Origin of the sequence: Nocardioides zhouii (genome assembly GCF_004137345.1) — a bacterium.
Classification (GTDB): domain Bacteria; phylum Actinomycetota; class Actinomycetes; order Propionibacteriales; family Nocardioidaceae; genus Nocardioides; species Nocardioides zhouii.
The window spans coordinates 58,459-79,982 of record NZ_SDWV01000012.1 but is presented as its reverse complement, the minus strand read 5'-3'; the positions used below and the strand labels follow the sequence as shown (position 1 = coordinate 79,982).

Below are 21,524 nucleotides of genomic sequence, written 5' to 3'. Positions count from 1 at the left end.
TCATGCCCACCCGGACCTGACGTTCACCCCGCGCGGCGGACCATCAGCACCGAGTCGGCGACGGCGATCTCCTCGCCGGTGTGCGGGTGCGCCTGGGTGCGCGGCCGCGCCTCGCAGACCTCGACCTCGAAGCCGTCGGGCACCGCGGGGAGCAGCTCCTCGGGGGTGAACATGAAGGTGTTGTGCCCGTGCCGCAGCCCGGTCGCGAGGTCCTCGGGGTGGTGCCCGACCACGAGCAGCGTGCCGCCCGGAGCGACCGCGGACGCGAGCCGACGTACGACGTCGGGCATGCCGCCGTCGGGCAGGTGGAAGAAGTGGGAGGTGACGAGGTCCCAGGTCTCGCCCGCGGGCTCGAAGGTGCGTACGTCGACCCGCCGGGTCTCGATCCGGTCGGCGACTCCCGCCTCCTCGGCGTGCTTCGTGGTGCGCGCGAGCGCGGCGTCGGCGAAGTCGACCGCCGTCACGTCCCAACCCTGGGAGGCGAGCCAGATCGCGTCGCCGCCCTCGCCGCAGCCGATGTCGAGAGCGCGGCCGGGGGCGAGCGACGGTGCCTCCGCGGCCAGCTGGACGTTGACCCGCCCGCTCCAGACCTTGTCGCCCGAGTAGCGCTCCTCCCACGCCGGCCGCTCGAAGAACCCGTCGCGTCGCTCGACGACCGCCTTCGCGGCGTCGGCGTTGGCCATGTCGGCGTTGATCCACGCGCCGACGCGGACGCCGTGCGCCGCCGAGGCGATGAGGATCATCGCGATGTCGGTGGCGTTGCCCGCGGCGAAGATGCCGGGCACGACGGTCGCGCCGCTCGGCTCGACCTCGATGACCGAGCCGTACGTGGCGCCGTTCATCTCGAACGGCTTCGGCTCGATGCCGAGCGGACCCAGGAAGTCGGCGCGTACGTGCGGCTGCGTGGCGACCACGATGGCGTCCCGCTCGAGGATCGAGCCGTCGGCGAGCCGCAGCCCGACGAGCACGTCGCCGTCGACGACGACCTCCCGCGGCGTGCCGTGGGCGAAGCGGACACCGATCGCGCCGAGCTTCTCCATCTCCTCCTCGGGGATCTGGACGCCGTCGTGCACGACCATGACCACGTCGTCGGAGAGCTGCCGGAACAGCAGCCCGTGGTGCGCGGACATCGGCATCGTCGCGAGGACCGCGATCGGCCGGTCGCGCACCTCCCACCCGTGGCAGTAGGGGCAGTGCAGCACGTCCTTGCCCCAGCGCTCGGCGAGGCCCGGCACGTCGGGCAGCTCGTCGACCACGCCGCCCGTCACCAGGATGCGCCGCGCGCGGACCCGCCGACCGCCGGCGGTGGTCACCAGGAAGTCGTCGATGCCGCCCGACAGCCCAACGACGCGGTCGGCGAGCACCTCGACGCCGTACGCCGCCACCTCGGCGCGGCCGATCTCGAGCAGCTCGAGAGGGTTCACGCCCTCGCGGCCCAGGTAGTTGTGGGCGTGGTCGGCGGGCGCATTGCGGGGCTCGCCGGCGTCGATCACGAGCACCGACCGCTTCGACCGGCCCAGTGCCATCGCACCGCTCAGCCCGGCCGCACCGCCGCCGACCACCACCACGTCGTACCTGTCGCGCATCTCGTTCTCAGTCATGCCCCGATGATGCACGGGCCTTCGCCGTAATGACAAACATTCTTGCTGAATCGGCAAATGACGTGCAGACTGGGCGACATGGACGATGACGGAGTGCTCCGCGGCGTGGGCCCGCGACTGCGCCAGCTCAGGCTCGAGCGCGAGGCCACGCTGACCGACCTCGCGGAGGAGACCGGCATCTCGGTGAGCACGCTGTCGCGGCTCGAGTCCGGGCAGCGCAAGCCGACCCTCGAGCTGCTGCTGCCGCTGGCGCGCGCCCACCGCGTCGCCCTCGACGAGCTCGTCGACGCCCCCGAGACGGGCGACCCGCGGATCCGGTCGAAACCGGTCGTACGCCACGGACGCACGTTCATCTCGCTGACCCGGCGCCCCGGCGGCCTGCAGTCCTTCAAGATGCTGCTGCCGGTCGACAACACACCACCGCCGACGCTGCAGACGCACGAGGGCTACGAGTGGCTGTACGTCCTCAGCGGCAAGGTGCGGCTGATGCTCGGCAACAAGGACCTCACCCTCGAGCCGGGCGAGGTCGTCGAGTTCGACACCCGCACCCCGCACTGGGTCGGCAACCCCGGCCCGGTGCCCGCCGAGGTGCTGGCGATCTTCGGCCCGCAGGGCGAGCGGATGCACGTCCGCTCCTGACACTGGACGGCGCGGCCGCGCCGGAGCACGCTGGTCTGATCCGCGAACTCGTCGGACAACCTTTCGCGACCCCCAACCGGTCCTCCCCGTCGTGGACCCAGCGGTGGATCCCGAGGGTGAGGAGGTGGTCGCCGTGACGCAACCAGCGATTGCCGGCGCTGTCGCGCCGGACCGGGTTGCCGAGTTCGAGGAGTTCGTCGCGGCGCGATCGCCGCGACTGCTGACCACGGCGTACCTGCTCACGCACGACCGCGGTCGCGCCGAGGACCTCCTGCAGACCTCGCTCGCCAAGCTCTGGCTGGCGTGGTCGCGGGTGGACGAGCCCGATGCCTACGTGCGCACCGTGATGATGACGACGTACGCCTCCTGGTGGCGGCGCAAGTGGCGCGGCGAGCGCCCGGCCGAGAACCTGCCGGAGACGCCGACCGACCTGGTGCAGCGCGACCCCGACATGTGGTCGGCGCTGGCCCGGTTGCCGAGGGGCCAGCGCGCGGTGCTGGTGCTCCGGTTCTACGAGGACCTGACCGAGGTGGAGACCGCGCGCGTGCTCGGCTGCAGCGTCGGCACGGTCAAGAGCCAGTCCGCCAAGGGACTGGCCAAGCTGCGCGCGGATGCCGCCCTGGCGGACCGCGCCGACGAGGGGAGGGCGACGCGATGAACGTCGAGGAGCTGGTGCAGCGCACCCTGGCCGAGCACGCCACCGACGTGGCCGCGGACGTGGATCCCGGTCGCGCGAGCGCCGCCCGGCGCGAGGCCCACGCGATCCGCGTACGCCGCGGGGTGGGCGCAGTGGCCGCCGTCGCGGCCGTCACCACCCTGGCCGGACTGGCCGGGAGCGGGTTCCTGCGCGCCGACGAGTCGCCCGGACCGGCCGACACCTCGGGACGGGTCGTGGACGTGGCCGGGTCCTTCGCGGGCCGCACGCTGATCACGTCGGAGGAGACGCTGGACGGGCGGCCGCTCGAGATGACGGTCGATGCCACGGTCGGATCGCAGTGGCTGGTGACGTGTGCCGGGGTCGGACCCGAGTACGTCGTGCACCGCACGATCGACGGGACCGACGAGGACACCGCCGTGTGCGGTCCGCTCGAGGTGCTCGGCGACACGATGTCCTTCCGGTGGACCGCGGGGGAGCCGGACGGAACAGGGCGTCTACTGCGGCTCTGGATCACCCGGGACGGCGAGGTCGTCGAGCCGGAGGGCGCGATCCTCGCCGCAGCGGCGTACGACCTCCCGGCGCCGATCGACTCCGTCGCCGGGGCGGACATCCAGCAGGTCGAGCCGCTCGACGGCCAGGACTGGGAGTACGTCGACGCCGTCGAGTCTCCGCCGGGAGTGCGCGCGTTGACGCACCGCTTCGACGCCCTCGACGAGGAGGCGCTCCTCGAGATCACCAGCAGCGGCAGCGGGCAGGGGACGGTCGAGCTCCTCGTCGACGGCACGCTCATGACCGACCCGAGCGCCTACTCCCTGGGCTCGACCGACCTCGGCAGCAGGCTCGCGGCGGGCGATGCCCACACGGTCACCCTGCGGATCGTCGGCGACGTCCCGGACGACGCGCGGCTCGCGATCGTGCGGCGGGTCGTCGGGTCTCCCGAAGGGTGATCCGCCGCTCCGGGACCGGTGGCACGGTGGAGTTCATGACGATCCGGACCGGCACGAGCGTGAAGTGGAAGTGGGGCTCCTCGTGGGCCGAGGGGAAGGTCACCGAGGAGCACCACGGTGACGTGTCCCGGACCACCAAGGGCTCGGAGGTCACCCGGCACGGCAGCGACGACGACCCGGCGTACGTCATCGAGCAGGAGGACGGCACCACCGTCCTCAAGCTCGCCAGCGAGGTCGAGCGGGCCTGAACCTCACTCCCAGGCGCTGAGGTCCGGCGGCACGTCGACCGACAGCTGCTGCAGGACGGCGAGGGGCACCACGTCGAGGGCTCGCTCGGAGGTGGATGCGAGGACCACCGGCGCGGCCACCCCGGCGTCGTACGCCTGGAGCCAGCGCACCGCGACGACGCACCAGCGGTCGCCCGCGACCAGACCGGGGAAGCTCCACTCGGGGTGCGGCGTCGAGAGGTCGTTGCCCACCGACCGCTGATGTGCGAGGAACTCCTCGGTCATCACCGCGCAGACGGCGTGCAGCCCGACGTCGTGCGCTCCGACCGTGCACGTCCCGTCGCGGTGGAAGCCGGTCATCGGGTCGGTGCCGCACGGTTCCAGTACGCCGCCGAGGACGTTGCGCTCGCTCATGGGGAGAGCATGCCGCTAACGTCCACACATGGAGCTCCCCTTCGTCCTCAACGGTGTTTCCGGCGTGGTGCGCGTCGACCACCGCCGCAACTCCGACCCGGCGTCGGTGGGGTGCCAACCGGACACCGTGGACTACCCGATCTGCACCGCCACCATCGAGCGACCGTTCCGGGGATACGACTCGCTGATGGGCTGGGTGCAGCTCGTACGGTCGGACGACAACGTGAGCGGCGGCGAGCGGTTCGAGATGGATCCGCTCGCGTTCCTCGGTGATCAGTCCCACCCCTACTGCTGGCTCGGCCTGAACCCGACGCTGTTCGACGCCCCCTCGCGACCGGGCCGCATCGACATGGACTGGATGGCGCACAGCTTCCTGTGCGTCCCCGACGACGTGGGCAGCGGGCTGGAAGCGCGACCGATGCTCGGCTTCTCGTGGGGCTTCGTGGCGCGCGGCGGCGAGATCACGCTCGTCCCGCCGGTGCAGCTGGGCGACGCGGACTGGGACCAGCACCTCGACACGCTGCGTGGCAAGCACCCGGGCTGGCACTTCTCGCCCGGTCTGGCAGACCTGTCCTGAGCTGAGGCCTACGACGACTGGCGCGCGGCCCTCTTCGCCTCGGCCTCCGCGCGGCGCTCGACGAAGCGGGTCGCCTCGCCGTCCAGCGCCGCGACTGCGGCCGCGAGCTCGTCGCGCGCCTTCTCGCCGTCCTCGTCGAGGCCCTCGAGCTCCCACACGCCCCACTGCCGCAGCAGCGGCGTCACGATGTCGTCGTGGTGGATCCGCAGGTCGTAGATCCCGGCCTTGGCCATCTGCACGGCCTTGCGCGAGAAGCCGGGGATGACACTGCCCGGCATCTGGAAGTCGACGACCTCCTCGGTGATCGCCCGCATCGTCTGGCTGGGCGAGAGCTGGAGGGCCGCGGTGACGATGTTGCGGTAGAAGATCATGTGGAGGTTCTCGTCCTTGGCGACGCGGCTGAGCAGCTTCTCCGCGATCGGCTCCTCGGTGTAGCGCCCGGTGTTGCGGTGCGAGATGCGAGTCGCGAGCTCCTGGAACGACACGTACGCGCAGACGTTGAGCAGTGACTTGTCGAGCGCCTCGTAGCCCGTCTCCATCGTCTCCATCCGGGCCCGCTCGAGCTCGACGGGGTCGACGCCGCGGGTGACGAGCAGGTAGTCGCGGATGCAGAACGCGTGCCGGCCCTCCTCGGCGGTCCACCGGTTGACCCACGTGCCCCACGCGCTGTCGCGGCCGAAGGCGCGGTCGATCTCGCGGTGATAGCTCGGGAGGTTGTCCTCGGTCAGCAGGTTGACCTCGAGCGCCGTCCGCGCGATCGGCGACAGCTGGGACTGCGCGACCTCCCACGGGTCACCACCCAGGTCGGCGAAGTCTCGCCCCAGGCTCCACGGGACGTACTCGTGCGGCATCCACTCGTCCGCCATCGCGAGGTGCCGGTTGAGGTTCTCCTCCACCGTGGGCTCGAGCTCGGTCATCAGCTGGGCGGTGTCGAGAGCGGCCATGGAGTCATCTCCTCGGGTGCTGTCGAGGGCGCGGTGTCCTCGAGCCCTTGCCTACACCCCCGACCGCCGCCGTGACCAGAGGCACGCAGGCCCGGTCGCGCCTCCCGTGACGGCATCGCCTGCGAGTGATGCCCGCACAAGATAGGCAGTTCGCCCGGTCGAGTGCCGCGCCCACGCGTGACGACGCGACCGGCCAGGCGAACTGCCTACGTTGGTGATCAGTTCCAGATCGCGGTCGCCCACTCGGGTGGTCGACGGACGGGTTGTCGTTGCGCGCGGTCGCGGTCCCGGTCTCCTAGGCTCGGCGGGTGCGGTCGACCTCGGCCGCCACGACAACGCTTCGACAGACACGGGGGACACATGCGCAGCGAGCTCTTCGACCAGGCCAACCAGGAGAACGCGACCACCGAGCGGTTCAGCCTGCATCACCGCAAGACGCTGCGGGCGGTGCTGGGGGAGCCGGTGCTGGCGGCCAAGGGAGCGATGGTCGCCTACCAGGGCCAGGTGAGGTTCGAGCACAAGTCGGCGGGCTCGGTCGGCAAGATGATGCGCCGGCTGGTCACGTCGGAGGACACGCCACTGATGACGGTGACGGGCCAGGGTGAGGTCTTCTTCGCCGACACCGCCAAGGACATCTTCCTCGTCCACCTCGAGGGCGACGGGCTCTCGGTCAACGGCAGCGCGCTGCTCGCGATGGACGCCAACCTCGAGTACGACGTGCACCGCGTGAAGGGGGCCGGGATGATGAGCGGCGGGATGTTCAACACCCTCATCCAGGGCCAGGGCACCGTCGCGCTCACCAGTGACGGCCAGCCGCTCATCCTCGACTGCAGCCAGACGCCGACCTTCGTCGACATCAACGCCGCGGTCTGCTGGTCGGCCGGCCTGGTGCCGCAGGTGGTCAACTCGATGAACATGAAGTCGCTGCTGCGCGGCGGCACCGGCGAGGCGTTCCAGTACGCCTTCCAGGGCCCCGGCTTCGTCGTCGTACAGCCGTCTGAGGGCCCGGTCGTTCCGCCGCACAGCCACGGCTCGGGCGGCTGAGCACCTGACTGACGCAACAGTGGAGCCCCACGCCGTACCTACCGGCGTGGGGCTCCACTGTCGTGGCCGCTGGAGTCAGTTCCAGATCGCGGCCGCCCACTCCGGGTGGTCGATGAACGGGTTGCGGTTGCCCTGCCACTGGGCGTGGATCCGGTCGTTGCGGCGCATCTCGAAGGCGTCGACCGGGTCGGCGCTGTTCCACTGGAGCAGGATGTCGAGGTCGCCGATGCGCGGGACGGCGCTGCCGGAGACGGTGCTCAGCTCGAGGTCGTAGAAGCCCTCGTCGCCCTCGTAGCGCACGGCCATGTAGAGGAGCATCCGCGCCACGTCGCCCTTGACCGCGTCGCGCGGCTCGAAGGAGTCGGTGTCGGTCCAGCAGTCGGTGCAGCCCGAGACGGCGGTGCCGCCGTTGTCGAAGTCCTTGTTGCCGCGCGTGCCGTTGACCGTGACGTCCTCGGGCCGCAGGTGGTGCAGGTCGGTGCCCGGTCCCGCGCTCGTGCTGAAGCCGCCGCGGGACTGCGCCCACACGTGCTCCCTGTTCCAGTTGCCGACGCTGCCGCCGTTGCTGGACTTCGAGATGGAGCGGCCGGTGTAGAGCTCGATGACGTTGCCGGTGTTGTTGGGGTCCTGGTCGGTGTCCTTGAGCGCCGTCCACACGGCGTCGTACGACAGCGTCGTGTTGTTGTCGATGATGTCGTGGAGCGACGTACGCAGCGCCGAGCCGGTCTTGCCGATCGCCGGGGCGTAGTAGGTGGAGTCCCATGGGCTCGTGCCGCCGGTCGGCGGCGGGTCGGTCGGCGTGCCGCCGCCGGCCAGCGCGAAGGCGGACGTGTTCGTCATGCCCGGGTGGGAGAAGTACGCCGAGAGTGCGCCGGTGACGTCGATCTGCTTGCCCATGAGGGACGGATTCGTCTTCAGGCCCCACTGCGCCCGGAAGGCCGAGGGGATCTGGACGTACAGCATCGAGGAGGTGTTGGTCTGCGACGCCGAGTCGGCGATGGCGAGCGCGTAGTCGCTGGGGAAGCCGGAGCGTACGACCGTGCTGGTCGCCGTCGGCTGCCCGACGACGTAGCCGCGGACGGTCTGGGAGGCGCCGGTCTGCTGGGCGATGGCCTGGCTGACCGTGAGCGGCGTGGCCGCCCGGGCCGGCGGCGTGCCGGCCGGGAGGACGAGGACCGCGAGGGCCAGCGTCAGGGACAGGACGAGGGAGGTGACAAGGGCGGCCGTGAGCGACCGGCCCTTCCCGAGAAGGAGGGTCATGGGGGGTGAGCCTGCCGGAAGTCGGGGCCGTGCGGAAGGGGCTCGCGGACCGGACGTCGCGACGGGCGACAGGGCTGGTCCACCCTGGCATCGGCCGCGGTCCCACGCGTCACTCCCCACCCTCAGGACACGGGTCTGGTGTGGCGCGTGGTGGCCATGAGGCCCCAGACACGCTCAGGGACCGGCCGGTACAGCCCTTTACACCGACGCACACCCAGTTCTGCGAAAACGCCACGGAATGTCGCCAGACTCTTTAGGTTGAGTCTGCTTCGGCCACCCGGAGCACAGGTTTCGTCGTCGGAAGTCGTACCAGATAACGCGAGGCACACATGACTCAGGATGCAGCCCAGTCCCGGAAGGGCACGGGTCTCTCGGTCGCAGGTTGGCCCTTGGGCCGCAAGATGGCCATGGCACTGGCGATCCCGCTGCTGCTTGCCGCCGTCCTCGGTGGCCTGCGCGTGTCCGGAGATCTCACCGACTCGCGCCAGGCCGGCACCAGCGCCAAGCAGGTCACGATCATCCAGCCCGCGATCGACTACCTGACCGCGTCCGAGGCCGCCATGGTGGCCGCGCAGTCCGACAGCGCCGCGAGCCAGGGCGACCTGATCGACGCCATCGACGACATCGTCACGAACGGCGAGGCGCTCACCCAGGCCAAGGACGCCGCCGACCTCGACGATCTCCAGACCGCCCACGTCGACGCGCTGCTCGACCTGAGCCAGGCGCTCCGTGGCACGGAGGCCGAGACTCTCGGCCCGGCCACCTGGATCGCTCTCGTCCGCCAGCTCGAGTCCAGCGTCTCCCAGCTCATCACCAGCGTGAACGCCGCCCAGGAGACACCCGAGCCGCGGCTCGAGCAGCTCTCCCAGCTGATGAGCGGTCGCCTGTCACTGGCGCTCCAGCAGGGTCTGATCGCCACCACCCTCGCCCAGTCGAGCTCGCAGGAGCTCTTCTCGGAGATCGGCGTCGAGGCGGCGGCCATCGACCGTCTCGCCGGCTCCGTCGCTGGTGCGGAGAAGCAGACCGCTCAGCTCCGTACGCAGAACACCCGCCACGCCGGACAGGTCCGTGACGACTCCGCCACGAACCTCGACGGCCGCGACGCCTACACGCCGTACGACGAGATCACGCAGACCCTGACCCAGGGCGTCACGTCGTCCCTCGACGAGGCCGCGTCCGACGCCCGGCGCAACGCACTCATCGGCGCCGTGCTGACCCTGGTCGCGCTCGGACTGGCCATCTTCATCGCCTTCGTGATCGCCAACAGCCTGCTCGGCCCGATCAACCGGGTCCGGGAGGGCGCCCTCGCGGTCGCCCGCCACCGCCTGCCCGACGCGGTCGCCCGGATCCGTGCGGGCCAGGAGCCCGAGCCGGTCACGACGATCGACGTCACCACCAACGAGGAGATCGGCCAGGTCGCCCGGGCGGTCGACGACCTCCACCGCCAGGCCATCCACCTCGCCTCCGGTGAGGCGCAGCTCCGCCAGACCGTCAACGCGATGTTCGTGACGCTGTCGCGCCGGTCGAACTCGCTGGTCAACCAGCAGCTCGCCCAGATCGAGCGCCTCGAGCACGACGAGGAAGACCCCAAGCGCCTCGAGTCGCTGTTCCGCCTCGACCACCTGGCCTCGCGCATGCGTCGTACGGCCGACTCGCTGCTGATCCTGGCCGACGCGCCCAACCGCAACGCGGGCCAGTTCAGCCTCACGGTCGGCGAGGCCCTCCAGGCCGCGACGTCCGCCGTGCAGGACTACCAGCGCGTGCAGATCCTGTCGCACCTCAACACCCGCGTGGGTGACGAGGCCGCGGCCGACGTGGTGCACCTCCTGACCGAGCTGGTCGACAACGCGCTGACGTACTCGCCTCCCGGTGAGCCGGTCCGGCTGGCCGCCAAGCAGGGCGACGAGGGCGTCACCATCACGGTCACCGACTCCGGTCTCGGCGTTCCGCCGGCCGAGCTCGAGATCCTCAACCGCGACCTCGCCCACGGTGCCGAGGCCACGCCGGACACCGCCCGTCGGATGGGCCTGTTCGTGGTCTCACGCCTCGCGGACCGCCACGACATCGTTGCCTCGCTCACCCGCAACCCGGGCGGCGGCATGACCGCCTCCGTGCTGCTCCCGCCGTCGGTCCTGCCCGAGCTGCCGCAGGTCGCGGCTCCGGGCGACGCCTCGGCTGCGCGCGCCGGGGAGTCCACCTCGTCGACCTCCTCGACCACGGTCGAGACCGTCGAGGGCGGCGCTCCCGGGGAGTCGCGTCGTGAGGCACGCCGGCTCACCCGCGCCGAGAAGTCCCAGGCCAAGGCCGCGCAGAAGGCTGCCCAGAAGTCGGCCGACCGGGCCGCCGGTCAGGCCGCCGCCGAGGCCAGGGCCGAGGAGCGCGCCGTCGCTGCGACGCAGGCCGCGGAGGAGAAGGCCGCCCGCGAGGACGCGGAGGCCGTGGCCGTTGCCGAGGCCGAGGTCGACGACACCGTCGTGCCCGAGTCGGTGGAGGCCGGTGCGTCCGAGCGTCCGTCGCTGGACAGCCTGCTGCCCCGCCGCGAGCCCGGCGCCAACATGCCCCGCACCGGTGCCGACGCGTTCCTGCCGCCGGAGACCTCCGGCGCCACGGGCCCGCTGTTCGGCAAGCGTGCCGAGACCGACGGTTCGAGCGACGCGGAGTCGGGCACCACTGACGAGTCCGACGGCGCGCCGAGCCGGATCCAGAGGGTCGCCTCGGTCGTCCCGATCACCGCCCTGGCCTCCCGCCAGCGCGCCCAGGCCGAGCAGGCCCGGGTCGCCGAGGAGTCGGTCGAGCAGCCCGTCGCCGAGGAGCCGGTCGAGGAGACCGTTGCCGAGGAGTCGGTCGTCGAGCCGGTGGCCGAGGAGCAGGAGGCCGAGGAGCACGTCGAGCCCGTACGCGCCCACGACCCGCTCTCCGACCCGCTGCCCGAGGACGCCTTCGACGAAGCCGACCGGCAGGTCGACGACACGGTCGTCGTGGACACCACGCCCGACGAGCTGGTCGACGACACGGTCGTCGTCGACACCACGCCGGACGAGCCGGTCGCCGAGGACGAGGACGAGGCAGTCGCCGAGCCCGCCGCCACGGCCGACGAGGACGACGTACACGTCGACGCCGACGACCCGCTGGGTCTCGGGGGTCCGGCGAGCAGCCGGTCCGAAGACGCAGACCAGGCCGAGCAGGTTGAGCACGCCGAGGAGCCCGTCGAGGAGACGGTCGCCGAGGAGGCTCCGGTCGACGAAGAGCCTGCCGAAGAGCCTGCTGAGGAGCCCGACGAGGAGCCCGTCGCCGAGCCCGCCGCGGCTTTCGAGGACCACTCGCTCAACGGCCACTCGACGAACGGCCTGTCGCAACGTGGCGCCGAGCCGGCGCGAGCCGGTGGCGAGTCGCCGATCTTCAAGTCGATGCGCTCGGGCTGGCTCACCGGCGACGCCGACGAGATCCACGAGTCCGAGATCGACCGGGGCTGGGAGATCGCTGCCCAGCACGTCGCCGAGACGGCTCCGGTCGCCGAGCCCGCCGCCGCAGCCGTCATCACCGGACTGCCCCGTCGTGCCCCGGGGGAGCGCCTCGTCCCCGGTAGCGTGACCCCGCCCACGGCAGCCAAGACCCGCGATCCAGACGCGATCCGCCGTCGACTCCAGTCCCATACCGCGGGAGTCTCCCGTGGTCGACAGGCAGCCCAAAGTTCCCCTCAGCACACGGAAGCAGGCCCAGCATGACGCACGAATCCGCCGCCCCCGCCGCCAGCTCTGCTGGTGACGACCGCGACCTCGACTGGGTGATGTCGCGCTTCGTCGAAGAGGTTCCCGACGCCGCGCACGCCATCCTCGTCTCCGCCGACGGTCTCCTCATGGCCTCGAGCACCAGCATCCCTGGTGAGCGGGCCGAGCAGGTCGCCGCCGTCTCCTCAGGCCTGGCCAGCCTCGCCGTCGGCGCCGCTCGCCTCTTCGAGGGCGGCTCGGTGATGCAGACCATCGTCGAGATGGAGATGGGCTTCCTGATGTTGATGAGCGTCGGTGACGGGTCCAACCTCACCGTGCTCACGACCGAGGAGGCCGACATCGGCCAGGTGGGCTACGAGATGGCCCTGCTGGTGGACCGAGTGGGACGTACCGTCGAGGCCCAGGCCCGCGTCGGTACGGGCGGCTGACCGGACTCATGCCATGACGCCGCCACTCGAGCCGGAGGACGAGGCCTACCGCCCTCGCCTCATCCGGTCCTACACACTCACAGCGGGCCGGACGGCGACCAAGATCGACCTCGCCCTGGAGGCCACGCTGCGCCTCCAGGCTGGTGCGGAGGCGCCCGTCCTGAGCCCGTCTGCCGCGCAGGTTCTCGAGGTCTGCGACCGGCGTTCCGTGGCCGAGGTGTCGGCACTGACCAAGATGCCGATCGGTGTCACCCGGGTGCTGCTGGGTGACTTGATCGAGCAGGGCCTGGTGCGCATCCAGGCCACCATCAACGACAACACGTCGACAGATGAGCGGCTCGAGCTCATCGAAAGGACCCTCCGTGGACTTCGAAACTACTAAGGCACAGCGCGCGGCTGCGTCGACGAAGATCGTCATTGCAGGCGGCTTCGGCGTCGGCAAGTCGACGCTCGTCGGCGCCGTCTCCGAGATCGACCCGCTGCGCACCGAGGCACTCGTCACCAACGAGTCCGAGGGCGTCGACGACCTCGCCGCCGTGCCCACCAAGGCCACGACCACCGTGGCCATGGACTTCGGGCGCCTCACCCTGGCCGAGGACCTGGTCCTCTACCTCTTCGGTACTCCGGGACAGCGCCGTTTCTGGTTCATGTGGGACGACCTGTGCCGCGGCGCCATCGGCGCCATCGTGCTGGTCGACGTGGCCCGCCTCGACGAGTCGTTCTCGCCGTTGGACTACTTCGAGTCCAAGGGGATCCCGTTCATCGTCGCCGTCAACGAGTTCGACGGCGTGCCGCGCTACCCCGCCGAGGAGATCGCCGCCGCGCTGGCCCTGCCGGCCGAGGTGCCGATCATCAGCCTCGACGCTCGCGACCGCGAGCAGGCCAAGGGTGCGCTCGTGAAGATCACCGAATACGCCCTCACGCGACTGCGCGAGTCGCTCACTGCGAATGCGAACTAAGACCATGTCCCGACTGATCCGTCGTCCCAGCAGCTCCGTCCGCGCCGCAGCGGCGGCCCTGTCCTCCGTGGCCCTCATGGCCACGCTCAGCGCCTGCGGTGGCGCGGCCAGCGGCAAGACCGCCGACAGCCTCTCGGAGGTCTCGCCGGTCTTCAAGGGCGCCCTCACCGTGTGCACCGACAGCCCGTACGCGCCCTTCGTCTACGAGGAGAAGGGCAAGCTCACCGGGTTCGACGTCGACCTCGGCCAGGCCGTCGCCGACGCCCTCGAGGTGGAGCTCGACGTGCTCGACGTGGACTTCGACTCCATCACCTCGGGTGACTCGCTCAACACCGACGTCTGCGACGTCGCGATCGCGGCGATGACCATCACCGGCGAGCGGGCGCGCGTGCTCGACTTCTCCAGCCCCTACTTCGACGCCAAGCAGGCGCTCGTGACGCCGCGCGGCTCGGGCCTCGACCAGCTCAGCGAGCTGGCCGGCAAGCGGGTCGGCGTCCAGAAGGACACCACCGGCGAGACCTACATGAGCGACTACGCGCCCGCCTCGACCCAGGTCACCCCCTACCCCGACGCCGAGGGCCTGCAGGCCGCCCTCGCCGCGGGCGAGATCGACGCCGCCGTGCTCGACAACACCGTCTCCGGCGAGTTCGTCGGGTCGAACCCCCAGCTCAAGCTCGCGCGGGAGTTCGACACCGGTGAGCAGTACGGCATGGCGGTGAAGAAGGACGGCAACATCCCGCTGCTGCGCAAGATCAACAGCACGCTGGCCAAGATCCGCGCCGACGGCACGTACGACAAGATCTACGACAAGTACTTCGGCTGATCCTCACCGATCACCGCTGGGGCGGTGGTCCACCCACGTTCGGCAGCTGCGGAACGTGGGTGGGCCACCGCCCTCGTCCGTCTCGGCGTCCCGGCGCTACGGCGCGATCGTCAGGAAGAGGAACGCGGCCAGCAGGACGAGGTGTACGCCGCCCTGCAGCGGCTTGGCGCGCCCGGGGACGACCGTCAGGATCGCCACCGCTGCGGTGAGGAGCAGGAGCACGGTCTGCAGCTGGTTGAGCCCCAGCTCGAGGGGTCCGTCGAGCCAGATGCCGGCGATGGCGATCGCGGGGATGGTGAGCCCGATCGAGGCCATGGCCGAGCCCATCGCGAGGTTGAGGCTGACCTGCACCCGGTTGCGGGCGGCCGCCCGGACGGCCGCGATCGTCTCGGGCGCGAGCACGAGCAGGGCGATGACGACGCCGACGACCGCCGGTGGGAAGCCCAGCGCCGCGACCCCCGACTCGATGGCCGGCGATTCGATCTTGGCCAGGCCCACGACCGCGACGAGGGAGACGACGAGCAGGCCGAGGCTGGCGTACGCCGCCCGATTGATCGGCGGGTCGGCGTGGCCGTCCTCGTCGAGGTCGACCGGCTCGTGCTGGAAGGAGTCGCCGCCCCCGGCCGAGGTCACCACCGGTGAGTGCTGCCCGTGCGTGACCGGCAGGAAGAAGTCCCGGTGCCGGATGGTCTGGGTGAAGACGAACATGCCGTAGAGCGTGAGCGAGGCGATCGCCGCAAAGGTCAGCTGGGCGCCGGTGAACTCGGGACCCGGCTGCGACGTCGTCACCGACGGCACGACCAGGCACAGCACGGCCAGGGCGATGACGGTGCCGAGAGCCGCACCCGTGCCCTCGGGGTTGAAGACGGCGAGGTGGTGCTTGAGCGCGCCGACCAGCAGCGAGATGCCGACGATGCCGTTGAGGGTGATCATCACGGCGGCGAAGACGGTGTCGCGCGCCAGGCCCGCGGCGTCCTTCTCGCTGGTGATCATCAGGGTGACGATCAGGCCGACCTCGATGATCGTGACCGCCACCGCGAGGACGAGGGAGCCGTACGGCTCACCGACGCGGTGCGCGACGACCTCGGCGTGGTGGACCGCAGCGAGGACCGCGGCGACCAACAGCACGGCGAGGACTACCAGCACGATGCCCTCGGGGTGCGCGAACCATGCGGGCACCAACGCCACGATGGCGAGGAGGGGGGCGACGGTCGTCCAGGAAGGGCGGCTCATGGGGCCAACCCTAGGTGCCTCGCCTGAGCGTGACTCTCAGCTCTCGGGCGTCGAGAGCTTCTCCAGCCGGGCCCGCAGCAGCGGCGCCCGGTGGCTGTTGCCGGCGAGGGTGACGTACTGCTCCCCGAAGATCGCGAGCAGCGCGTCGTCGAGCCGTCGTACGGCGCCGGCGGGGTAGCGGTAGCCCATCCGGCGGATCACCGCGTCGGCGTCGACCGAGGTGAGCAGGTCGGCGAGGTCGTCGATGGTGTCGATGTCGAGCTCGGCCAGGAGCCCGGCGATCCAGTCGTAGTGGTCGGTGTGCGACCAGCCGGCGTCGCTGTAGTGGCCGGCGAGGAAGGTCGCGAGGTCCTGGCCGACGATGCGGCCGTCCTCGGCCTCGGTCGCGCTGCCGGGGGCCGCGGCCTGGATCCGCTCGCGGATGGTGGCGAACTCGCGGTCGGCCAGCTCGATCAGGCCGGCCGCGAGGGTGAACCGGCGGTCCAGGTCGGGCGCCGCGTCCTCGGGGATGTTGCCCTTGTAGCGGATGTCGTGCTCGAACTCCGCCCACGCGTGCTGCAGCACGGTCCGCACCTGCACGCTGGCCCGGTGGCCCTCGAGCGGCGGGAGCCCGGCGCCGGGCCGGGTCTCGACCAGCAGGTGCCGGCTGGCGTAGCCGAAGCGCCCCGACCGCGCGGTCTCCTCACCGAGGTCGCGGTCGTCGAGGATGGCGAGCTCGTCGTCGAGCACCTCCGCGACCGCCGCCACGTCGCTGTGGACGTACGTGATGACGCGGACGCCGATCAGGTCGGTGATCTGCTCGAGCGGGTCGGGGAAGAGCGGGGTGCCGCCCTCGGTGCGGTTGGCCTTCTCGGCGAACGACGCGACGCTCTTCGTACGTCCCGTGACGCTGAGGTAGTCGATGCCGGCGTCGTCGAGGAGCACCTGGATGAGCTCGACGTAGGCCCGGGTGGCGGAGGCCAGCTGGGGCTGGCGAGCGGCATAGGCGCGGACCGCTTCGCGGACCGGCTCGGTCCCCACCTGCTCGCTCATGCGGCCAGCCTGCCAGAGACGGGGGCCGGCCGACGACGTGCCTGACCGGGGAGCGGGCGCGGCGTGGCTATCGTCGAACCACCATGACTACCTCACTGCGCCGCTCGGGCGTCCGCACCCGGACCGCCGCCCTCCTCACGTCCCTGGCCCTCACGGCCGGTGTGTCCGCGTGCAGCGGCGACGACGGCGGTGACACCGCGACCGATCCCGACGCCACCTCCGACTCCGCGAGCAGCACGCCGTCCCCCTCCGAGGACTCGCCCAGCGAGACGCCGACGGAGACCGCGTCGGACGGTGGCGGTCCGGGCACCGCCCAGGCCATCGACGCCATCGGGTCCGCCGGCGTCACGAAGGCGACGATGGTGCACGCGACGGAGGTCGGTGGGTCGGCCTCGACCCTGGCCTTCGTGCTCGACACCGACCAGGCCATCAATGACTTCGTCGGCCAGTTCGACGCCGCCTTCGCGCCGAGCATCGGCGCCGCCATCGGCGCCGAGTCCGGGCTGGCGCCCGACGCCACGCCGTACGCCGCGACGGTGGCCGTGGGCTGCGACGACCCGCGCAACGTGGCGATCGACGCGGGCGAGGCGGGCTTCGAGGTCGTCCCCAAGCTGCCCAAGAACGGCGTGCAGTGCCTGGCGCCGATGACCTACGTCGTGGTCTTCACCGTCCCGGACGCCTGAGCGGCCTGCCCCGCCCGGTAGTCCGCATCAGACTTCTGCTGGTCGGCTGACAGGACCAGACGTTTGATGCGGACTACCAAGGGCCCTGCCTGTCAGGTCGGCGGCGGGGGCGGCGGAGGCGACGTAGTCTCCGTGGGCGTCGGGACCGTCGGCGTGGGGGTCGGCGTGGGAGTGGGCGTCGGGGTGGGCGTCGGCACCAGCGGCACGACCGGCGGCAGCTCCGCGCCGTAGATCAGGCCGAACCCGTTGGCCACCTTGCGCTCGCCGCCGTCGGAGGGCTCGTTGACGATGCCCATCGCGCCGGTGCCGTTGCGCGTGTACATCGCCGACGACCCGCCACCGTCGAGGTTGATGGCGTTCTCCACGCCGAGCGCGGTCATGAAGTCGGCGAGCTCGACCATCGTGTAGCCGCGGCTCGTGGCCGAGCGTCCGTCGACGACGAGGATGTGCAGCTTGCGGCCGTCGGCGTCGATGCCGACCGCCGTACGCGGGTGGGCGATCGTGTTGTTGATGACGGTGCGCACGCCGTTGACCAGCAGGGCCCGGTCGCCGCTGATCGCGGCCGTCGGGCGCCCACCCTCGATGCGCTGGGCCAACGTGACCTTCTGGCGCAGCTTGAGGTTCTTGAGCTGGCCCGCGGCCTGGCCGACACCGATGAGCACCCGGTCCTTCGAGCGGATCTTGAGCCCGCTGGAGAGCGTCGGCTTGTTGGAGACGACGCGGTTCTTGCGCAGCACCACCTCACGGGCGCGCTTCTTGCCGTCGGTGACGAGGTAACCCTTGGTGCGGTTCCACTCGTGGGTGTAGATCCCGACGCGGCCCTTCGGGACGCGCGGGTGGTTGAACCCGTTGACGATCAGGCCGGGCTCCTGGCGGATGCGGTACTGGACGCTGAGCGGGCTGACGTGCGGGCCGGAGGCGTCGAACCACAGGCTGGAGTTGATGCCCGGGATCCAGCCGTCGCGCGAGCCGGTGAGGAGGCCCTCCGCCGGGTCGACGGTCACGCCCAGCGCGCCTTCGGTGCGGCCGATGTCGAAGAAGTCCCCGTTGACGGCGGTGAGCGCCCCGCCCCACCGGCCGAGCTGGCTGACGGTGCGGCGGGTGGTGACGAAGCTGGCGTTCAGCGGGCCGAAGCTGATGTTCGGGGCGTCGAGGTTGACGGTGATCAGGTTGATCTTCACCTGGCCGACCGGCTGCCTGCCGTCGACCTGGTCCCACTCGCGCAGCACGACGCCGGGCGCGATCTCGTACGCCGTCTCGTTGGCGACGACGGCGGAGCGGCCACGCAGGTTGACCGGCGGGCCGACCACGACACCGGGCTTGCCGTCCGAGGTCTGGTTGCGTCCGCGGTAGCCGCCCTTGCCGGCCTGGCCGGGCGCCGGGAATCCCTCGCGCGCAGATGCGGAGCCGTCCGGGTCGCTGGCCACCGAGGGACCGCCACCCAACCCGACAGCGAGGCCGGCGACGAGCACGCCGGCCGTGGCGATCGTCAGCGCCCGGTTGGGCCGACGGGGAGCGGGAGAGGGCACGGAGCTGCACGAGAAGTCAGGCACGTGTTCCAGAGTAAAGGACATCGTGTGACGGATGGGAAAATTGGGACCAGCGGGTCCCTGCCCTGCACCTAGGCTGCTTCCGTGCCCGCCGCGTCAATGCCCCCGACCGCGGCGCCCGCGTGGAACACCCTCCACGTCGGCGACAACCTCGACGTCCTGCCCCGCCTCGCGCCCGGCTCGGTCGACATCGTCTACACCGACCCGCCGTACAACACCGGCAACGACTTCGCGTACGCCGACCGCTTCCGCGACGGCTCGCACGCCGACCCGTACGCCGGCCGGCACGCGGCCTGGACAGCGATGATGCGGCCTCGCCTGGAGGCGGTCCGGGAGGTCCTCGCCCCGCACGGCGCGGTGTTCGTCAGCATCGACGACAACGAGGCGGCCCACCTGCGGCTGCTGATGGACGAGGTGTTCGGGGAGGCCAATTTCCTCGCCCAGATCGTGGTCAACCTCAACCCCAAGGGCCGCCAGCTCGGTCGCGGGTTCGCGACCAGCCACGAGTACGTCCTGGCGTACGCCCGGCACCTGCCGGCCTGCGTCGTCGAGGGCAGCAGCACCGAGTCGGTCGACGAGGCCGACTTCCCGCTGTCGGCCCCGGACGGGCGGCGCTTCCGCTACCTCCCGCTGCGCAACACCAACAAGAAGTTCAACCCGGTCACCGCGCCGACCCTGCACTTCGCGCTCCACGGCGACCCCGCGACCGGTCGGGTCGCCACCACCGAGTTCCCGGGCAGCCAGGCGCTCACCCCGGTCTTCGGCGACGGGCGGCCGGCCGTGTGGCGGTGGTCGCGCCCCCGCGTCGACGAGCGCCCAGACGACCTCGAGTGCCGGGTGATCCGCGGCCGCACCGGCGAGCGGGTCGACATCTTCCAGCGCGACTGGCTGCTGCGCGAGGGTGGCCGCCGCAAGAAGCTGCGCACCATCTGGCTGGCCGAGGAGATCGGCTCCACCGACAGCGCCGTCGCCGAGCTCAAGGCCCTCGTCGGCCATGTCTTCGAGTCGCCCAAGCCGACCGGCCTGGTGCGCCGGATCCTCTCGACCGTGCCCAACGACGCTGTCGTGCTCGACCCGTTCGCCGGGAGCGGCACCACCGGTCACGCGGTCGCGCTGGCCAACGCCGCCGACGGCGGCACCCGCCGCTGCATCAGCATCAACTCCGCCGAGCCCACCCGCGAGGGCTCCAACGCCCGCCTCGCCGGCCTCCCGACCGTCGCCGACATCACCCGCGCGCGCCTCACCGCCGTCGCCGAGCAGGTGGGCGGCGGATTGGACGTACACGCCTCGCCCGGATAGTCCGCATCAGAATTCTGGTGAACAAGCTCCAGGACAAGAAGTTTGATGCGGACTACCCCGGGGGTCAGATCCCGGCCGCCTTCTCCAGCGCCTTGAGCTCGTCGTCGAGGTACTGGAGCAGCACCTGGAGGCGGGGGACCGTGCGTCGGCAGCCGGTGAGGCCGAAGCACATCTTGCCGTCGTACGAGGTGCAGGTGATGTTGAGCGCCATGCCGTTGATCGGGATCGAGAGCGGGTAGGTGCCGGTGAGCTTCGCGCCGTTCCAGTAGTGCGTGGTGCGCGGGCCCGGGACGTTGCTGACGATCAGGTTGTACGGCGGGCGGACGATGCCAGACATCCACAGCACCGGACCGAGGATCGCCGGCGCCTGGCCCAGGGCGCTCATCGCCAGGATCTGCGCCGGCGTCATCGCCGACAGGCCCTCCTTGCCGTCCTGCATGGACGTGTGGATCGCGGTGAGCCGGGCGGCGGGATCGGGCAGGTGCGTGCCGAGCTGCACCATCACCGAGCCAACGGCGTTGCCGCCCTCGGCAGAGGCGAGCCCCGACTGCTTGGCGTTGAGACCGACCGGCACCATCGACACCAGCGTCGTGTCGGGCAGCGCGTCGAGGTCGGAGAGGTAGGTGCGCATCGCGCCGCTCACCATCGCCAGCACGACGTCGTTGATGGTGGTGCCGGTGGACTTGCCGACGGCGCGGAGCCGCTCGACCGGCCAGTCCTGCGCGGCGAAGCGACGTGAGCCGGTGATGTTCTGGTTGAGGAGCGTGCGGGGTGCGTAGAGCGAGAGTGCGGAGGTCTCGTTGCGGACGCTCTTGTTGAGGGTGCGGATCAGCGCGCCGGGCATCCCGGCCGCCTCCGACGCGATCGCGAGCGCCGTACGCACCGTGCTGGCCGAGACGTCGGCGAGCGAGGCGCCCCCGTCGCTCGGCTCCTCCTCGCGCGGCTTGCGAGGCCGCATTGCCCACGGGGCGGGCATGTTGCGCTCGTCGGGGTCGGTCGACAGCACGCTGGCGAGCAGCCGCATCGCCGAGACGCCGTCGACGAGGGCGTGGTGGGTCTTGGTGTACATCGCCACCCGACCGTCGCGCAGGCCCTCGATGACGTGGGCCTCCCAGAGCGGGCGCTCCCAGGCGAGGCGGGTGCCGTGCAGGCGCGAGCAGAGCTCGAGCAGCTCACGGATCCGCCCGGGCTTGGGCAGCGCGCTGTGGCGGACGTGGTGCTCGATGTCGAACTGCTCGTCGGGCTGCCACACCAGCTGGCCCGCCGTACGGGCCGAGCGGTGGGGGTGCTTGAGGAAGAGCGGGGCGATCTGCTCGACGTCGCGCATCTGCTCGTACATCTCGCGGACGTAGTTGCGTCCGGCGCCTTCGGGCTTCTCGAAGAGCTGCAGCCCGCCGACGTGCATCGGCATGTTGCGGTTCTCCGCGAGCAGGAAGCCCGTCGCGGTCGGGTCGATCAGGTTGACCACTGGTTCTCCT

21 protein-coding genes are annotated in these 21,524 nt (G+C 71.2%); 13 read left to right on the top strand and 8 right to left on the bottom strand.

Going from position 1 to position 21,524, the window contains the following annotated elements; genetic code table 11:
* Nucleotides 1–23 precede the first annotated feature (23 nt).
* A complete protein-coding gene (locus EUA94_RS22725; protein WP_129427328.1) occupies nucleotides 24–1,601 on the bottom strand; it encodes a bifunctional NAD(P)/FAD-dependent oxidoreductase/class I SAM-dependent methyltransferase in 1,578 nt (525 codons plus the stop codon).
* Nucleotides 1,602–1,679: 78 nt separating this feature from the next.
* On the opposite strand from EUA94_RS22725, the gene EUA94_RS13100 reads away from it, so the two are divergent.
* The 4 genes from EUA94_RS13100 (at nucleotide 1,680) to EUA94_RS13085 (ending at nucleotide 4,093) form a co-directional block, all read left to right on the top strand.
* On the top strand, nucleotides 1,680–2,240 hold the full coding sequence (locus EUA94_RS13100; protein WP_129427327.1) for a helix-turn-helix domain-containing protein: 561 nt from the start codon (nucleotides 1,680–1,682) through the stop codon (nucleotides 2,238–2,240).
* Nucleotides 2,241–2,373: 133 nt separating this feature from the next.
* Entirely contained in the window at nucleotides 2,374–2,898 is a 525-nt protein-coding gene (locus tag EUA94_RS13095) for a SigE family RNA polymerase sigma factor (protein ID WP_129427326.1), read from the top strand.
* Complete coding sequence (locus EUA94_RS13090; RefSeq protein WP_129427325.1) at nucleotides 2,895–3,845, top strand: hypothetical protein; 951 nt, start codon at nucleotides 2,895–2,897, stop codon at nucleotides 3,843–3,845. The genes EUA94_RS13095 and EUA94_RS13090 overlap by 4 nt, the downstream gene beginning before the upstream one ends.
* 35 nt (nucleotides 3,846–3,880) lie before the next feature.
* The gene (locus EUA94_RS13085; RefSeq protein ID WP_129427324.1) at nucleotides 3,881–4,093 is read left to right on the top strand and encodes a hypervirulence associated TUDOR domain-containing protein; all 213 of its coding nucleotides are present in this window, start codon (nucleotides 3,881–3,883) and stop codon (nucleotides 4,091–4,093) included.
* Between the two features lie 3 nt (nucleotides 4,094–4,096).
* Here the strand turns inward: EUA94_RS13085 and EUA94_RS13080 are convergent, their stop codons facing one another.
* Nucleotides 4,097–4,486 carry a DUF2237 family protein gene (locus EUA94_RS13080; protein WP_129427323.1) on the bottom strand — a complete coding sequence of 130 codons (390 nt, stop codon included), beginning with the start codon at nucleotides 4,484–4,486 and terminating at the stop codon, nucleotides 4,097–4,099.
* 28 nt (nucleotides 4,487–4,514) lie between these two features.
* Here EUA94_RS13080 and EUA94_RS13075 point away from each other — a divergent pair, with 28 nt between their 5' ends.
* Nucleotides 4,515–5,063, top strand: coding sequence for a hypothetical protein (locus EUA94_RS13075; RefSeq protein WP_129427322.1), 549 nt, complete (start codon nucleotides 4,515–4,517; stop codon nucleotides 5,061–5,063).
* Nucleotides 5,064–5,071: 8 nt separating this feature from the next.
* On the opposite strand, the gene EUA94_RS13070 is transcribed toward EUA94_RS13075, so the two are convergent.
* Entirely contained in the window at nucleotides 5,072–6,007 is a 936-nt protein-coding gene (locus EUA94_RS13070; protein ID WP_129427321.1) for an acyl-ACP desaturase, read from the bottom strand.
* A gap of 360 nt (nucleotides 6,008–6,367) precedes the next feature.
* Between EUA94_RS13070 and EUA94_RS13065 the strand changes: the two genes are divergently transcribed.
* On the top strand, nucleotides 6,368–7,051 hold the full coding sequence (locus EUA94_RS13065) for an AIM24 family protein (protein WP_129427320.1): 684 nt from the start codon (nucleotides 6,368–6,370) through the stop codon (nucleotides 7,049–7,051).
* Nucleotides 7,052–7,126: 75 nt separating this feature from the next.
* Here the strand turns inward: EUA94_RS13065 and EUA94_RS13060 are convergent, their stop codons facing one another.
* A complete protein-coding gene (locus tag EUA94_RS13060; protein ID WP_129427319.1) occupies nucleotides 7,127–8,311 on the bottom strand; it encodes an endonuclease in 1,185 nt (394 codons plus the stop codon).
* A 329-nt stretch (nucleotides 8,312–8,640) separates the two neighbouring features.
* Between EUA94_RS13060 and EUA94_RS13055 the strand changes: the two genes are divergently transcribed.
* Genes EUA94_RS13055 through EUA94_RS13035 form a run of 5 tightly spaced genes read left to right on the top strand, consistent with a single transcriptional unit; the run spans nucleotide 8,641 to nucleotide 14,249 of the window.
* Complete coding sequence (locus EUA94_RS13055; RefSeq protein WP_129427318.1) at nucleotides 8,641–12,036, top strand: ATP-binding protein; 3,396 nt, start codon at nucleotides 8,641–8,643, stop codon at nucleotides 12,034–12,036.
* A complete protein-coding gene (locus EUA94_RS13050) occupies nucleotides 12,033–12,467 on the top strand; it encodes a roadblock/LC7 domain-containing protein (protein WP_129427317.1) in 435 nt (144 codons plus the stop codon). Before EUA94_RS13055 ends, EUA94_RS13050 begins: the two co-directional genes overlap by 4 nt.
* A gap of 13 nt (nucleotides 12,468–12,480) precedes the next feature.
* Nucleotides 12,481–12,849 (top strand): DUF742 domain-containing protein, encoded by a 369-nt coding sequence (locus tag EUA94_RS13045; RefSeq protein WP_129427316.1) that lies wholly within the window; start codon nucleotides 12,481–12,483, stop codon nucleotides 12,847–12,849.
* Complete coding sequence (locus EUA94_RS13040) at nucleotides 12,830–13,426, top strand: GTP-binding protein (protein ID WP_242494855.1); 597 nt, start codon at nucleotides 12,830–12,832, stop codon at nucleotides 13,424–13,426. Before EUA94_RS13045 ends, EUA94_RS13040 begins: the two co-directional genes overlap by 20 nt.
* A gap of 4 nt (nucleotides 13,427–13,430) precedes the next feature.
* Nucleotides 13,431–14,249, top strand: a complete 819-nt coding sequence (locus EUA94_RS13035) for an ABC transporter substrate-binding protein (protein ID WP_165356884.1) — start codon at nucleotides 13,431–13,433, stop codon at nucleotides 14,247–14,249.
* 96 nt (nucleotides 14,250–14,345) lie between these two features.
* Here EUA94_RS13035 and EUA94_RS13030 read toward each other — a convergent pair whose 3' ends face one another.
* Nucleotides 14,346–15,482, bottom strand: a complete 1,137-nt coding sequence (locus EUA94_RS13030; protein ID WP_129427313.1) for a calcium:cation antiporter — start codon at nucleotides 15,480–15,482, stop codon at nucleotides 14,346–14,348.
* Nucleotides 15,483–15,518: 36 nt separating this feature from the next.
* Nucleotides 15,519–16,514: a GTP pyrophosphokinase gene (locus EUA94_RS13025; RefSeq protein WP_129427312.1), complete on the bottom strand. Its 996-nt coding sequence runs from the start codon at nucleotides 16,512–16,514 to the stop codon at nucleotides 15,519–15,521.
* An 83-nt stretch (nucleotides 16,515–16,597) separates the two neighbouring features.
* Between EUA94_RS13025 and EUA94_RS13020 the strand changes: the two genes are divergently transcribed.
* Nucleotides 16,598–17,197: a hypothetical protein gene (locus tag EUA94_RS13020; protein ID WP_129427311.1), complete on the top strand. Its 600-nt coding sequence runs from the start codon at nucleotides 16,598–16,600 to the stop codon at nucleotides 17,195–17,197.
* A gap of 92 nt (nucleotides 17,198–17,289) precedes the next feature.
* Here the strand turns inward: EUA94_RS13020 and EUA94_RS13015 are convergent, their stop codons facing one another.
* Nucleotides 17,290–18,750, bottom strand: coding sequence for a phosphodiester glycosidase family protein (locus EUA94_RS13015; RefSeq protein ID WP_129427310.1), 1,461 nt, complete (start codon nucleotides 18,748–18,750; stop codon nucleotides 17,290–17,292).
* Between the two features lie 81 nt (nucleotides 18,751–18,831).
* Here EUA94_RS13015 and EUA94_RS13010 point away from each other — a divergent pair, with 81 nt between their 5' ends.
* Nucleotides 18,832–20,046 (top strand): site-specific DNA-methyltransferase, encoded by a 1,215-nt coding sequence (locus EUA94_RS13010; protein WP_242494854.1) that lies wholly within the window; start codon nucleotides 18,832–18,834, stop codon nucleotides 20,044–20,046.
* Between the two features lie 64 nt (nucleotides 20,047–20,110).
* Here the strand turns inward: EUA94_RS13010 and EUA94_RS13005 are convergent, their stop codons facing one another.
* Nucleotides 20,111–21,514, bottom strand: a complete 1,404-nt coding sequence (locus EUA94_RS13005; protein ID WP_129427309.1) for a WS/DGAT/MGAT family O-acyltransferase — start codon at nucleotides 21,512–21,514, stop codon at nucleotides 20,111–20,113.
* Nucleotides 21,515–21,524 lie beyond the last annotated feature (10 nt).

What these genes read in the sequence shown, in the direction of transcription:
- EUA94_RS22725 (WP_129427328.1), bottom strand. Translation starts at nt 1,601, where the DNA reads ATGACTGAGAACGAGATGCGCGACAGGTACGACGTGGTGGTGGTCGGC.
- EUA94_RS13100 (WP_129427327.1), top strand. Translation starts at nt 1,680, where the DNA reads ATGGACGATGACGGAGTGCTCCGCGGCGTGGGCCCGCGACTGCGCCAG.
- EUA94_RS13090 (WP_129427325.1), top strand. Translation starts at nt 2,895, where the DNA reads ATGAACGTCGAGGAGCTGGTGCAGCGCACCCTGGCCGAGCACGCCACC.
- EUA94_RS13085 (WP_129427324.1), top strand. Translation starts at nt 3,881, where the DNA reads ATGACGATCCGGACCGGCACGAGCGTGAAGTGGAAGTGGGGCTCCTCG.
- EUA94_RS13080 (WP_129427323.1), bottom strand. Translation starts at nt 4,486, where the DNA reads ATGAGCGAGCGCAACGTCCTCGGCGGCGTACTGGAACCGTGCGGCACC.
- EUA94_RS13075 (WP_129427322.1), top strand. Translation starts at nt 4,515, where the DNA reads ATGGAGCTCCCCTTCGTCCTCAACGGTGTTTCCGGCGTGGTGCGCGTC.
- EUA94_RS13070 (WP_129427321.1), bottom strand. Translation starts at nt 6,007, where the DNA reads ATGGCCGCTCTCGACACCGCCCAGCTGATGACCGAGCTCGAGCCCACG.
- EUA94_RS13065 (WP_129427320.1), top strand. Translation starts at nt 6,368, where the DNA reads ATGCGCAGCGAGCTCTTCGACCAGGCCAACCAGGAGAACGCGACCACC.
- EUA94_RS13060 (WP_129427319.1), bottom strand. Translation starts at nt 8,311, where the DNA reads ATGACCCTCCTTCTCGGGAAGGGCCGGTCGCTCACGGCCGCCCTTGTC.
- EUA94_RS13055 (WP_129427318.1), top strand. Translation starts at nt 8,641, where the DNA reads ATGACTCAGGATGCAGCCCAGTCCCGGAAGGGCACGGGTCTCTCGGTC.
- EUA94_RS13050 (WP_129427317.1), top strand. Translation starts at nt 12,033, where the DNA reads ATGACGCACGAATCCGCCGCCCCCGCCGCCAGCTCTGCTGGTGACGAC.
- EUA94_RS13045 (WP_129427316.1), top strand. Translation starts at nt 12,481, where the DNA reads ATGACGCCGCCACTCGAGCCGGAGGACGAGGCCTACCGCCCTCGCCTC.
- EUA94_RS13035 (WP_165356884.1), top strand. Translation starts at nt 13,431, where the DNA reads ATGTCCCGACTGATCCGTCGTCCCAGCAGCTCCGTCCGCGCCGCAGCG.
- EUA94_RS13030 (WP_129427313.1), bottom strand. Translation starts at nt 15,482, where the DNA reads ATGAGCCGCCCTTCCTGGACGACCGTCGCCCCCCTCCTCGCCATCGTG.
- EUA94_RS13025 (WP_129427312.1), bottom strand. Translation starts at nt 16,514, where the DNA reads ATGAGCGAGCAGGTGGGGACCGAGCCGGTCCGCGAAGCGGTCCGCGCC.
- EUA94_RS13020 (WP_129427311.1), top strand. Translation starts at nt 16,598, where the DNA reads ATGACTACCTCACTGCGCCGCTCGGGCGTCCGCACCCGGACCGCCGCC.